This is a genomic window from Halobacillus salinarum (assembly GCF_022919095.1).
In the GTDB taxonomy this organism is placed as follows: Bacteria; Bacillota; Bacilli; order Bacillales; family Halobacillaceae; genus Halobacillus_B; species Halobacillus_B salinarum.
On the sequence record NZ_CP095073.1, the window covers coordinates 1,601,390 to 1,613,611 of the forward strand.

General features: G+C 42.2%; 11 protein-coding genes and 1 other RNA gene. 8 read left to right on the top strand and 4 right to left on the bottom strand.

Annotation, left to right across the window (positions count from 1 at the left end):
• Nucleotides 1–51: 51 nt before the first annotated feature.
• The 3 genes from MUN89_RS08115 to MUN89_RS08125 are packed head-to-tail and all read right to left on the bottom strand — an operon-like array spanning nt 52 to nt 3,602.
• Nucleotides 52–1,926 carry a PTS fructose transporter subunit IIABC gene (locus tag MUN89_RS08115; protein WP_244712775.1) on the bottom strand — a complete coding sequence of 625 codons (1,875 nt, stop codon included), beginning with the start codon at nt 1,924–1,926 and terminating at the stop codon, nt 52–54.
• 15 nt (nt 1,927–1,941) lie between these two features.
• A complete protein-coding gene (pfkB, locus tag MUN89_RS08120; RefSeq protein ID WP_244712776.1) occupies nt 1,942–2,856 on the bottom strand; it encodes a 1-phosphofructokinase in 915 nt (304 codons plus the stop codon).
• The gene (locus tag MUN89_RS08125) at nt 2,853–3,602 is read right to left on the bottom strand and encodes a DeoR/GlpR family DNA-binding transcription regulator (RefSeq protein WP_244712778.1); all 750 of its coding nucleotides are present in this window, start codon (nt 3,600–3,602) and stop codon (nt 2,853–2,855) included. Before MUN89_RS08125 ends, pfkB begins: the two co-directional genes overlap by 4 nt.
• 265 nt (nt 3,603–3,867) lie before the next feature.
• Here MUN89_RS08125 and secG point away from each other — a divergent pair, with 265 nt between their 5' ends.
• The 3 genes from secG to rnr all read left to right on the top strand — a co-directional run bounded on the left by secG (nt 3,868) and on the right by rnr (nt 7,322).
• Nucleotides 3,868–4,098, top strand: a complete 231-nt coding sequence (secG, locus tag MUN89_RS08130) for a preprotein translocase subunit SecG (RefSeq protein ID WP_244712780.1) — start codon at nt 3,868–3,870, stop codon at nt 4,096–4,098.
• Nucleotides 4,099–4,250: 152 nt separating this feature from the next.
• Complete coding sequence (locus MUN89_RS08135) at nt 4,251–4,994, top strand: alpha/beta hydrolase (protein WP_244712782.1); 744 nt, start codon at nt 4,251–4,253, stop codon at nt 4,992–4,994.
• A 39-nt stretch (nt 4,995–5,033) separates the two neighbouring features.
• The gene (rnr, locus tag MUN89_RS08140; RefSeq protein ID WP_244712783.1) at nt 5,034–7,322 is read left to right on the top strand and encodes a ribonuclease R; all 2,289 of its coding nucleotides are present in this window, start codon (nt 5,034–5,036) and stop codon (nt 7,320–7,322) included.
• A 38-nt stretch (nt 7,323–7,360) separates the two neighbouring features.
• Here rnr and MUN89_RS08145 read toward each other — a convergent pair whose 3' ends face one another.
• Nucleotides 7,361–8,230 (bottom strand): GNAT family N-acetyltransferase, encoded by an 870-nt coding sequence (locus tag MUN89_RS08145; protein WP_244712785.1) that lies wholly within the window; start codon nt 8,228–8,230, stop codon nt 7,361–7,363.
• 150 nt (nt 8,231–8,380) lie between these two features.
• Here MUN89_RS08145 and smpB point away from each other — a divergent pair, with 150 nt between their 5' ends.
• From smpB to MUN89_RS08170, 5 genes are all read left to right on the top strand, one after another.
• The gene (gene smpB / locus MUN89_RS08150) at nt 8,381–8,845 is read left to right on the top strand and encodes an SsrA-binding protein SmpB (RefSeq protein ID WP_244712787.1); all 465 of its coding nucleotides are present in this window, start codon (nt 8,381–8,383) and stop codon (nt 8,843–8,845) included.
• Nucleotides 8,846–8,944: 99 nt separating this feature from the next.
• Nucleotides 8,945–9,307, top strand: a transfer-messenger RNA (tmRNA) gene (ssrA, locus tag MUN89_RS08155).
• A 274-nt stretch (nt 9,308–9,581) separates the two neighbouring features.
• Nucleotides 9,582–10,217 carry a TetR/AcrR family transcriptional regulator gene (locus MUN89_RS08160; protein ID WP_244712789.1) on the top strand — a complete coding sequence of 212 codons (636 nt, stop codon included), beginning with the start codon at nt 9,582–9,584 and terminating at the stop codon, nt 10,215–10,217.
• A 7-nt stretch (nt 10,218–10,224) separates the two neighbouring features.
• On the top strand, nt 10,225–11,421 hold the full coding sequence (locus tag MUN89_RS08165; protein WP_244712791.1) for an FAD-dependent oxidoreductase: 1,197 nt from the start codon (nt 10,225–10,227) through the stop codon (nt 11,419–11,421).
• Between the two features lie 61 nt (nt 11,422–11,482).
• Entirely contained in the window at nt 11,483–11,971 is a 489-nt protein-coding gene (locus MUN89_RS08170) for a CcdC family protein (protein ID WP_244712793.1), read from the top strand.
• Nucleotides 11,972–12,222 lie beyond the last annotated feature (251 nt).

A 12,222-nucleotide genomic window follows, 5' to 3' on the forward strand; every position in this document is an offset into this window, starting at 1 on the left:
CCTCCTCAAAAAATAAGTCCTTAATTGGTGAGTTACCCTAACTCTATTATTTTAAGCCTTTTCTACATCTTTTTTCAAGAATCCTACAATAATTGCGCTCACAATTGTACCGATAATAATGGCAGCCAAGTACAACACGATTTTCATAAACCCGCCTTCAATTAGCGGAACTACAATTAATCCACCGTGTGGTGCTCTTAAACCAATATGGAAGAGCATGGTCAGCATACCAGCAGTCGCGCTTCCTACGATCATAGAAGGGATGACACGAATCGGGTCAGCTGCGGCAAAAGGAATGGCGCCTTCCGTAATGAAAAACGCTCCCAGCGGATAAGCGGCTTTTCCTGTTTCTCTTTCCTGCTTCGTGAATTTATTTCTAAATAGGGTTGTTGCAAGTCCCATCGCAAGCGGCGGTACCATTCCACCAGCCATTGCGGCAGCGATAAACGTATAATTATCGGCACCTAGCGCAGCGATACCAAAGGTGTAAGCGGCTTTGTTGACGGGTCCGCCCATATCTACGGCCATCATCCCGCCTACGATAATACCAAGGAGAGCAAGGTTTGCGCCGCTCATGCCATTTAAGAAATCAAACAGTCCCGTATACACACTTGTGAGGGCAGGATTGATAAGCAGCATAATCATACCTGTAAAGAATAAAGAAAATACTGGATAGAAGAGTACTGTTTTTAGTCCGTCTAATACAGCAGGAAGTCCTTCCAGAGCCTTTTTAACACCTATAGTAATATAACCTGCTAAGAAACCTGCAATTAGACCACCTAGAAAACCAGATCCATTGTCTGCTCCTTCTACGGTTTGCGTAATCGCAATTAAACCGCCGACCATACCAGGAGCGAAACCAGGGCGGTCAGCAATACTTGAAGCGATGAAACCTGCAAGCACAGGAACGAGCAGGTAGAAGGCATTGGCACCGCCGATCGTACTTAGCATTTGAGCAAATTGGTTATCGGAATTTATGCCCCAGAAAAAGGAAATCGCAATGAGAATTCCGCCGCCGACAACAAATGGCAGCATGTTGGAAACCCCGTTCATTAAGTGTTTATAAAAACCGGTACGCTGGTTTTTATCACCTGCTGATTCAGAGCTTTTTCCTCCACCTTGGTAAATAGGTGCATCTTTATTTAACGCTTTTGTGATTAATTCCTTTGGTTCATGAATGGCTTTAGCCACAGGCACTTCAATCACCGGTTTACCGTGAAAGACATCCATGTCGACCTTTGTATCAGCGGCGACAATGATGGCGTCTGCTTCTTTAATATCCTCGTCGGTGAGACGATTCTTAACGCCGCTTGATCCGTTCGTCTGGACCTTAATATTGACACCCATTTCTTTAGCGGTATCTTTCAGTTTATCTGCTGCCATATACGTGTGTGCAATACCGGTAGGGCATGCAGTTACGGCGAGAATTTTACTATCAGAAGCATCAGTTGTTACTTCACCTTCGTCTTCTTCCGCTTCTTTTGCATTGATTGCTTCAATGACATCTTCAATAGATTTGGCTTCTTCAAGCTTTCTGCGGAATTCCTTATCCATAAGATAGGAAGAAAGACTGGATAACGTTTCAAGGTGCGCGTTACTTGCTCCCTCAGAAGCAGCGATCATAAAGAATAAGTTGGTAGGCTGTCCATCCAATGACTCGTAATCAAGTCCTTCTTGAGACCGCCCAAAGGCGATTGCAGGCTCTTTGACTGCATCTGTTTTCGCGTGAGGAATAGCGATGCCTTCACCGATTCCTGTCGTGCTTTGCTGTTCGCGGGCTTCAATCGCCTGTTTGTATTCATCGCGATTGTTAAGCTTGCCCGCACGATCCAATTTGCCAATCAATTCATCAATCGCCTCTGCTTTTGATGAAGCCTGCATATTTAACAAAATGGTATCTTTCGTAAGTAAGTCCGTAATCTTCATACGGATTTCCCTCCCTTAGTTAAGTGAAGAAATTTTGATTTCTTCCAAAAGCTGAACTACGTCTCTTTTCTCACATAAGTCGTCTTGAAAAGCCGTTGCACTTCCAGCTGCCACTCCATATTTAAAAGATTCTTCAATCGTTTTGCCTAAAGTAAGACCGGCGATAAAACCGGATACAACAGAATCACCCGCACCGACGGAGTTTTTCACTTTCCCTTTCGGAACGTTAGCGAACAACTGCTGTTCCTTGTCCACATAAACAGCTCCTTCTCCCCCCATAGATACGATGACGTGCCTGGTGCCTTTCTCTACAAGCCTGGCGGCATATTCAGCCGCTTTTTCTTTTGTGTCAATCACAGTATTGAATAATTCACCTAGTTCGTGATGGTTAGGTTTTAATAATAAAACCGGATATCGAGCGACCTGCTCAAGGGCTTTGCCGGAAGTATCGGCCACGAGCTTAGCGCCGCTTTCCGTACATAGTTGGGCAATCTTCATATAGAAATTTTCCGGCAGGGAAGAAGGAACACTGCCCGCAAGGATTAACACGTCATCCGATGACAAAGAGCGGATTTGTTCTACTAGTTTCTCCTGCTGGTCAAAATTTATTTCCGGACCAGGGCCGTTGATTTCGGACTCTTCATTTCCTTTAAGTTTCACATTGATCCGTGTGTATTGGCCTGTATCGATAAACTGATGGCTGATGCTCTCCTCATCGAGAAAATCGGTAATAAACCTGCCGGTAAACTCACCAATGTAACCTAAGGCTGTTGTGTTCACGCCGAGTCTGCGCATGACTCTTGATACATTGATTCCTTTCCCGCCAGGATAGTAAAATGCCCGCTTGGCTCGGTTTAACCCGCCTGCTTGGAATGTCTCAAGAGTCATTACGTAATCAATCGACGGGTTAAGCGTGCACGTGTATATCATGTGGTCACAACCTTTATGTTTGTTTTTTCTTGAAATTGTTTTAACAATGGTCCTTGATAGTTAGTGATGATGGCAGATTCGTTAAGGTCTGCAATTTTACAAAAGGAAACTTCATCAAACTTGGAATGATCTGCAAGGATATAGCTTTCCTGTGACAGGGAAAGGGTACGGTACTTAATGGACGCTTCTTCAGGGTCAGGCGTCGTAAATCCCTCTTTCAACGAAATACCGTTAGCACCAAGAAAACACTGATCAAACCTATACTGAGCCAATGCTTCTAACACTTGAGTGCCGATAACGGCTCTCGTCTTATGCTTTACATAACCGCCTAACATATAAGTCTTCACTTGATAATCAGTGAGTGACTCTAATTGGTTAAGACCATTGGTGACTGCAATAATATCTTTTCCTTGAAGGTGCGGGATCATTTCCATCGTTGTTGTTCCGGCATCAATAAAGATACAATCTCCATTCCGTACGACTGAAGCCGCGTACTTACCTATCAACTTTTTTTCATCGTGATACTTCGTAAGTTTTTCTCCCACGCTGGGTTCTTCCAGCGTTCGCTGTCTAATAGAGGCACCGCCGTGGACCCGTCTAAGCTTTCCCTCCTTTTCCAGCTGATCCAAGTCCCGCCGAATCGTGGATTCTGAAGCTCCTGTGTGAAGCACAAGGTCCTGCATTTTTACATTATGATGCGCATGTAAAAGGGTCATGATGAGTTGATGACGCTCAGGAGTAAGCATTACCTAAGCCTCCCTTTAGTAATCGATATTTCCATCATAAAGTAAGCCCTTACAAAAATCAACCATAATCAACCACAAACAATCATAAACGATCAAAAATCATTCGTAAAGCTTCATTTTGTTTCTCGAAATGATCCTTCCGATTTTCGCTCTGGTACTCCTATTTTTCTTTATGTCTTAAGTTTCAATTCATCTTGCTGATTCTGTGCTTTTATGCTACATTTAAAAATAGTTAATTGTGCGGTCTAGGAGGTGTAGGTACATCATGGAAACTATCGCAGTATCGTTGTTAGTCATTGATACCATTGCTCTAATCGTTTTAGTATTGCTGCAATCGGGAAAAAGTGCCGGTCTGTCTGGAGCAATTTCCGGGGGAGCGGAGCAATTGTTCGGTAAACAAAAAGCACGGGGGATTGACGCCGTACTTCATCGTTCTACTGTTGTTGTTGGCGTATTATTTTTCGTTCTTGCTTTTTTAGTTGCTTATGTACTTTAAAGAAGTGGAAGCCGCGCTGTTAAAGCGCGGCTCTTTTTATTTGAAAGCAAATGGTATGAAACCTGATCCACACTTTTGTTAAAATTAATAGCATTGCTAATAAGGAATGAAATTTTCAAAGTAGGAAATAGTGGAAGTAAGGAGAGAACGAGATGAAAATTAAACAACCTCAGCCGTTTACGTTTGAAGCAGGCGAGCGTGCGGTATTATTACTACATGGATTCACAGGCCATTCAGCCGATGTCCGTATGCTGGGGCGTTTTTTAGAAAAGAATGGATATACAAGTCATGCTCCAATTTACAGGGGGCACGGAACTAAACCGGAAGATCTCATCGATGCCACGCCTGAAGAGTGGTGGGAAGATGTGCAGGCTGGCTTGAACCACTTGAGAGAAAAAGGGTATGACAAAATTGCTGTTGCCGGTCTTTCTCTTGGCGGAGTATTAAGCTTGAAACTTGGCTATTCTGAGCCGATCAAAGGAATAGTAACCATGTGCGCGCCGATGTTCTTTGATAATGAAGAGCAATTGACGGAGGGCTTTCAATTTAAAGCCAGGCAGTATAAGCAGCTGCAAGGTAAAGACAAAGAAACGATAGAAGCAGAAGTGAAAGAGCTTCTGGATGATTCGAAAGATATGTTTCAACAGCTTGGCCGGTTTATTAATGAGGTCCACGATGAGATTGATCAGGTTTATACGCCCACACTGGTTGTGCAGGCTGAACAGGATGAGATGATCAACACGGATAGTGCCAGCTATATTTATCATCAAATTGAAGCAGATCATAAAGATTTGAAGTGGTACAAAAACTCTGGGCACATCATTACGATGGATAAAGAAAAAGACCAGCTCCATAAGGATATACTCGAATTTCTTGAATCCCTGGATTGGTCATAGCCCAAGAGCCCTGCCCTTCAGTTAAAGGAGGAAAGGCAAGTGAACACTGAATTACAACAACAAATACTACAATTTTTCAAAGAATCGGTCTCTAAACCGCTATCTGTACAAGAATTAGAAGAAGAGCTCCAGCTTAATGAAGGGGATCAATTCAAAGACCTTATGAAAGCGTTGAATGCCTTGGAAGAGGAAGGGGAGCTTGTCCGCACGAGGAAGAACCGGTTCGGACTTCCAGAAAAGATGAATTTAGTTCGCGGACGCATTCAAATGCATGCGAAAGGTTTTGCCTTTTTAATTCCGGATGAAGAAGATAAGGACGACGTGTATGTGCACCATTCCGACCTTAACTCAGCGATGAATAATGATAAAGTTCTTGTCAGAATTGAGAAAAGAGATGAGGCGGGTCAGCGTCCGGAGGGAACTGTCATTCGTATAGTGGAACGGGCAACGACTAGAGTGGTCGGAACGTATGAACAAAGCCGTAACTTCGGGTTTGTCATTGCAGATGATAAACGAATTCCCAACGATATCTTCATCCCTAAAGGTCAGGCAAACGGCGCTGTTGATGGGCATAAAGTGATCGTAAACATTACAAAGTTTCCTGAAGCGCGTATGAGCGCGGAAGGGGAAATTGTAGAAATCCTTGGTCACAAAAATGACCCGGGAATCGACATCATTTCGATTATTTATAAGCACGGAATCAAAATTGATTTCCCTGAAGAGGTATTGGCCCAAGCAGCCGAAACCCCTGACCAAATTAGTGAAGATGAAATTAAGAATCGGCGTGATCTTAGAGATGAAACGATTGTTACGATTGATGGAGCAGATGCAAAGGATCTTGATGATGCCGTAACGGTCAAGAAATTGAGCAACGGACACTATAAGCTTGGTGTTCATATTGCAGATGTCTCTTATTATGTAGGTGAAGGGTCCCCGATCGATAAAGAAGCTCGGGAGCGGGCTACCAGTGTGTATTTAGTAGACCGCGTGATCCCGATGATCCCTCACCGGTTATCCAACGGAATTTGTTCATTGAATCCTCAAGTGGACCGTTTGACTCTTTCCTGTGAAATGGAAATCAATGATCGTGGTGAAATTGTCGAACATGAAATTTTTCAAAGTGTCATAAAAACCAACGAACGTATGACGTACCGTGATGTTAATGAAATTCTTGAGAATGATGATCCCGCTCTAATCGAAAAATACAGCAAGCTTGTTCCTATGTTCAGAGATATGGGCTACCTTGCTAAAATTCTGCGCACGAAGCGGATGAAACGAGGAGCGATTGACTTTGATTTTAAAGAAGCCGGAGTCATTGTGGATGAAGAAGGAAAAGCAGTTGATGTTAAGCTGAGGGATCGCTCGGTTGCTGAACGGCTGATTGAAGAATTCATGCTCGCTGCGAACGAAACGATAGCCGAACATTTCCATTGGATGGACGTTCCGTTTATTCACCGGATTCACGAAGATCCTGATTCAAGCAAATTGCAGCATTTCTTTGAATTTGTTGCGAATCTCGGTTTCTCGGTTAAAGGAACCTCAGATGATGTCCACCCACAAGCATTGCAAAAGGTGCTTGAAGAAGTAAAGGGCACCCAGGAGGATATGATTATTTCCAAGCTGATGCTTCGTTCGATGCAGCAGGCCAAATACGATCCTCAAAGTCTCGGTCACTTTGGTCTGGCAACAGACTTTTATACCCACTTTACTTCGCCGATCCGCAGGTACCCGGATTTGATCGTTCACCGTTTAATCCGAACCTACTTAGTTGAGAAAAAAGTGGACTATAAAACGCGTAAACACTGGAAAGACCAGATGCCGGATATTGCCCGCCACTCTTCCGAAATGGAGCGGGCAGCGGTAGACGCCGAACGGGAAACCGATGACCTTAAAAAAGCAGAGTATATGCAGGACAAAATCGGCGAAGAGTATGAAGGTGTGATCAGTTCGATTACAAGCTTCGGTATGTTTGTGGAACTGCCAAACACCGTTGAAGGACTCGTACATGTTAGTACGCTGACCGATGATTATTATCATTTCCACGAAAAACAATATGCCATGATTGGTGAGCGGACAGGAAATGTATTCCGTATCGGTGATGAAGTCACGATTCGGGTAACCAATGTCAATTTAGACGAGCGCGTCGTTGATTTTGAAATTGATTATATGAAACCACGCAAAGAGCGTCCTCGCCGTGAGCGTCCTAAGGAAATTCAATCAAAAGGTCCTGATCGCAAGAAAGATAAGAAGAAGAACAAGCAGAAAGGAAATAAGCCTTTCTATCGCAATAAAGGGGTTCCTAAAAAAGGTCGGAAAAAGAAAAAATAACTGAAGATATAAAAAAACGCGCATTTAAGCGCGTTTTTCTATGACTGCATCCATTTTCCATAAAGAATCCATGGTTTCTGAATTTCGAAAGGAGTTAAATCAGGGATATTGTGATAGCCCTCCGGAGAAAAGTCGATCCAGCACCCAGTATGGGAAGGGTGCTTGCGCCAATGGTGAAGAATGGTTTCGAACAAGCCGGGTTGAAGGTAATGATCGTTCCAGAAATATTTCACGTGTGAATATTCCTCTCCTTTTCGATCATTCCTAATGATTACAAAACGCTTCCCGTCAGGAGAAGTGTAAACACTGGATTCACTTAAATGTTTATCTGTAAATAACTGTTTGTGGTAAGGGAATGGATAATAGCACTCATATGGAAAAAAGCCAAGTGTGTTTTCTTCTAGCTGAAGGAGCAGGGTTCGTTTTTCTTTGATTTCAGTAACTTCTCCCCATATCTTTCCTTTTGTGCTGCCTGCAAGCAGCTGCGGGTGTCTCAACACTGTATAATAATGGAGCGGCCCGGGAAGAAGGCCGATTTTTTCCAGAACTCTCCGGGCGGGCTTGTTATGTTTATGTGTGTTGGCCCCCATCCAAAGGATTTCGTTTCGCGTATGTAATTCTTCTACGACAAAAAGCAGCAATTGAGTCGAGCAGCCTTTGCCATAAAAGCGGCGGTCTGTTCTCATCCGGCCGATCATTGCAAATCGTCCATTGGCAAATAAACTATAGCCCCCGACAGAAACCAACTGGTTTCTGTTAAACAATCCGAATAAAGTGTGATCTTGGGAAGCGATGAGCCGGTCAAAAATTCGGAGCACATAATCATCTTCTATACCAGTGTCCATTTTTGAAAATGCGGGTAAATCCTTGTCTGTTAATTTTCTAACTTGAAGGTGGAGAGATTCCATCAGCTAAAGCTCCTTTGAATAAGGGTTGCGAGATAATAATCTCATAAAAAACGAGATCCTGTCTATTTGGAGAAAAAGGAGCAGCTGTGAATTGGAAACGCTTGAGACATTTGGTACAATAGAAGGTACGCAATAGAGGAGGAAAGCGCCATGCCAAGAGGTCACGGGAAAACCATCGCTCAAAATAAAAAAGCCAGACACGACTTTACAATTGAAGAAACCTTTGAAGCCGGAATTGTCCTGCAAGGCACGGAAATAAAATCGATTCGTAACGGAAGAGTAAATCTTAAAGACAGCTTTGCCCGGATTAATAATGGAGAAGCTTATCTGCATAATATGCACATTTCTCCGTATGAGCAAGGCAACATTTACAATCATGATCCCACTCGCGCGCGTAAGCTGCTCTTACATCGGAAAGAGATTAATCAGCTAATCGGACAAACTCAGCAAAAAGGGTATTCGCTAGTGCCGCTGAAAGTTTATATTAAAAACGGAGTGGCTAAAGTACTCATCGGACTTGGAAGAGGAAAAAAGAAATATGACAAACGAGAGGACTTAAAACGCAAGCAAGTGAACCGTGAAATTGACCGGGCGATTAAAGAGAGCTTGAAATAATTACCGGCTTGAAAAATATCAATAATGTGCTATAATATTTTATGTCGCTATATGTGACAGCATAGAATTGAGCTTGATTTTCTATCCTTTAATCCTAACGGGGACGTTACGGATTCGACGGGGATAGGTCGAGCTCGGGCTGCAGGTCGAGGCGACGACTCGTAAAACGTCATTTGCCTAAATATAACTGGCGAATCTAACGAAAACCTAGCTGTAGCTGCGTAAGTAGTCTATAGCTGATCCTTCCTGGTATCGCCCGTGTACTAGATGAAGGGTCTCAAACTAAAGCGGGCTACGCGTTTTTCCACCGCCTGAGGAAAAACGAAGAGACTAATCAGGCTAGCTTCTCGGAAGCCTGTTGATAGGCTGAAGAGGAAGTGAATGACAATATATCAACTAAGCTTGTAGATGCCCGAGTGCCGATATCTCCGGACGTGGGTTCGACTCCCACCGTCTCCACCAATACATATATTGGTGGTTTTTTAATTTGTGTGTAAATAACGCACCATTCTTCTGCTGCAGAAGAATGGTGCTTTATTTTGTTTAAGAGAAAGCTCCTCTTGATCTCCACTAAATTTCCTCATTACGTCCCTTTTACCTAACAATTATTTTAGATGCTCAAGTAGTTTTTTAATATTTACTTTGAAAAGCATAGGAATATTGACTATCAAATGAATGAAAGATAAAATATGAATGCATTCATAAATGAATAAGTTCATAATTTGGAGGTGGGAAGTTGGCCGGTCTAAGAGAAGAAAAGAAAAAGCAAACTCAGCTGGCGATCATGGAATCGGCTAAAAAGATTTTCTCGGAAAAAGGGTTTGAAAATGCTTCAATGGTGGAGATAGCAAAGGATGCAGCCGTCGGCACAGGGACTATATATAATTATTTTTCATCTAAAGGTGCTTTGTTGCTGCAAATATTCTCAGAAGAAACGTCCCGGATGGAGATGAAAGAGCCTCAGAGGTTAAAAGCTTCTTCAGAGGCTGGACTGGCAGAGAGGATCAGCGAATTTATTTTACAGTTTACAGTGTTATTTTCTCATTACCCTAAAGCTTTTTGGAAAGAATTGTTCCATGTGATGACAGAAGAAGCACAAGAAAGTATCCATTTAAGACAGGGGTTGTTCGGCTTAGATGAAGACATCATGAAGGATGTGACATCCATTATCAGCACCGCATCAGAACAATTTCTTTTGCCTGTAGATCCAGAAGATGCAGCTTATGTAATCTATAGTTCAGTTATGACAGATACACTATTTTATATTTACAGCGAGGACATGTCCTATGAAACTTATGCAGGTCGTATTTCCGAGCACATTAAATTTGTATTAGCTGGGAAAATAAAGGGAAGACAGCCTGGATCGATTTGAGGGTTACATGAGTCAAAAAAAGCTTGATAAGGTGGTTGAAAATATGAAAGTAATGATTGTAGGTGGCGGTATTGCTGGATTAACGTTAGCTTACTGGCTGAATAAGAATGGAAATGATGTGAAGATTATAGAAAAAGCCCCGGAATTAAGGACGGAAGGGTATATGCTGGACTTTTTTGGGCCTGGATATGATGTGGCTGAGAAAATGGGGATCATGAGAAAGTTAAGTGATATTCATTATCCTATCTCAGGCCTGAAATTTCTTAATGAGAATGGAAAAGTGAAATTTGATCTCCCTTACCAATCTCTTAGAGCTCTTTTGGACAATAGGCATTTTAATTTTATGAGGGGAGACCTGGAACGAGTTTTATACGACTTAGTAAAAGACAGCGTCGAAATTAAATTTGGAATGACGGTTGATGACGTTTATCAGGATGACCAGCACGTCCATGTAACCTTATCCGATGGGAGTGTTGAAACTTCAGATTTATTGGTAGGGGCAGATGGAATCCGTTCTAAAGTTCGTTCCTTGGTATTTGGTGATCATAAAAACTACATCAAGTATATGGGATATTATACAGCTGCTTATGTCATAGAAAACTCCGGGATGTATAAGGAGCTAAGCGACGCTTTTTACTCCTTGTCGTCTCCTGATCTTCAAGCCTCGGTTTATCCGATTAGAGGAAATAGATTAGCTACCTTTTACTTATATAAAGCTCCCAAAAAGGATAAGCATTTATCTGGAGCAGCAGCAAAAGATGAATTGAAGGCGCAATTTAAGCAAATGGGCTGGATTGTTCCTGAGATGTTGGATAAAGCAGGGACTTCAAACGATTTTTATTTCGATGAGGTTTCCCAAGTAGAAATCCCTCATTGGAGTAAGGATCGTGTGGTGCTCGTTGGAGATGCGTGTCAAGCAGTCTCCCTCTTGGCGGGCCAGGGGGCTTCGCTAGCTATGACAGGCGGGTATGTACTCGCCCGCAATTTATGTAAGGATCAAGATGTTCAACAAGCACTACTTCAATATGAAGAGGATTTAAAACCGCAGATTGAAAAGACACAGGAATCCGGAAGAAAATTTGCGCGTTACTTTCTCCCTGATACGCGCCTAAGAATTTTTATTAGAGACGTTACAATGAGGATTAGTGTACTTCCAGTCATAAGAAAGTTTGTGAATATGAATAGAGCTCGAATTCCGAAATAGCAAACGGCGAGTCTTGATGAGGATAGAATTTCAATAGTTAACTAAAAAAAGGAGGGGAAGGATGGGGAACAATTCTTTTTACTTCATTGTAGTGCTTGTAGCGGCACTTGTGGTTTGGAGGAGAACGAGGAGCATGTACAGGCCGATCAAAGGTAATGGCAGAAGGCTGCTACTGCCCATATTCTTTTTTATCCCTGGTCTCGCTCTTATTTCCAGCCCTGAAGTACATCTCCGCTTATGGGAGGATCTGCTTGCTGTAACCGCTGGACTTTTACTTTCCACTCCATTAATCTGGACGACTGAGTTTGAAATTCGTGAGGACCGAAATATCTATGCTAAGAAGAATATGGCCTTTGTTTTCGCGTTTTTAGGAGTTTTTGTTATCCGCATAGTTATGAGAAGTTATTTTACGTCTTTAGATTCTCAATCAGTTGCGGCGTTATTTATGATTGTCGCCATTAGTTATATCGTACCTTGGAGAGTAATTTCGTATATGAAATTTAGAAAAGTTTATCTATCAAATACGAAAAGAAGCATCGGATTAGGATGATGTTTTACTCAGAATATAATAGAACTAATAATACTTATTAAGGTGAAAGAGTTGGTATCCCCTGTCAGGAATGGTTGGCCTGACGGGGGATTTTTTGATGTTGATTTGAAAATAGTTTAATTGAAAAACTCATTGAGTGAGTACATAAAACCAATAAATTTTAGTGCGATAACGTGTTTTAACTTTAAATGATATTCTTGAGGGAAAATTTAGATAATTCTAGAATAAATGGTGATGATAGATAATCTTTG

Coding starts and splice junctions, on each gene's coding strand:
- MUN89_RS08170 (WP_244712793.1), top strand. CDS start 11,483: ATGGGGAACAATTCTTTTTACTTCATTGTAGTGCTTGTAGCGGCACTT.
- pfkB (WP_244712776.1), bottom strand. CDS start 2,856: ATGATATACACGTGCACGCTTAACCCGTCGATTGATTACGTAATGACT.
- MUN89_RS08125 (WP_244712778.1), bottom strand. CDS start 3,602: ATGCTTACTCCTGAGCGTCATCAACTCATCATGACCCTTTTACATGCG.
- MUN89_RS08115 (WP_244712775.1), bottom strand. CDS start 1,926: ATGAAGATTACGGACTTACTTACGAAAGATACCATTTTGTTAAATATG.
- MUN89_RS08165 (WP_244712791.1), top strand. CDS start 10,225: ATGAGTCAAAAAAAGCTTGATAAGGTGGTTGAAAATATGAAAGTAATG.
- smpB (WP_244712787.1), top strand. CDS start 8,381: ATGCCAAGAGGTCACGGGAAAACCATCGCTCAAAATAAAAAAGCCAGA.
- MUN89_RS08145 (WP_244712785.1), bottom strand. CDS start 8,230: ATGGAATCTCTCCACCTTCAAGTTAGAAAATTAACAGACAAGGATTTA.
- secG (WP_244712780.1), top strand. CDS start 3,868: ATGGAAACTATCGCAGTATCGTTGTTAGTCATTGATACCATTGCTCTA.
- MUN89_RS08135 (WP_244712782.1), top strand. CDS start 4,251: ATGAAAATTAAACAACCTCAGCCGTTTACGTTTGAAGCAGGCGAGCGT.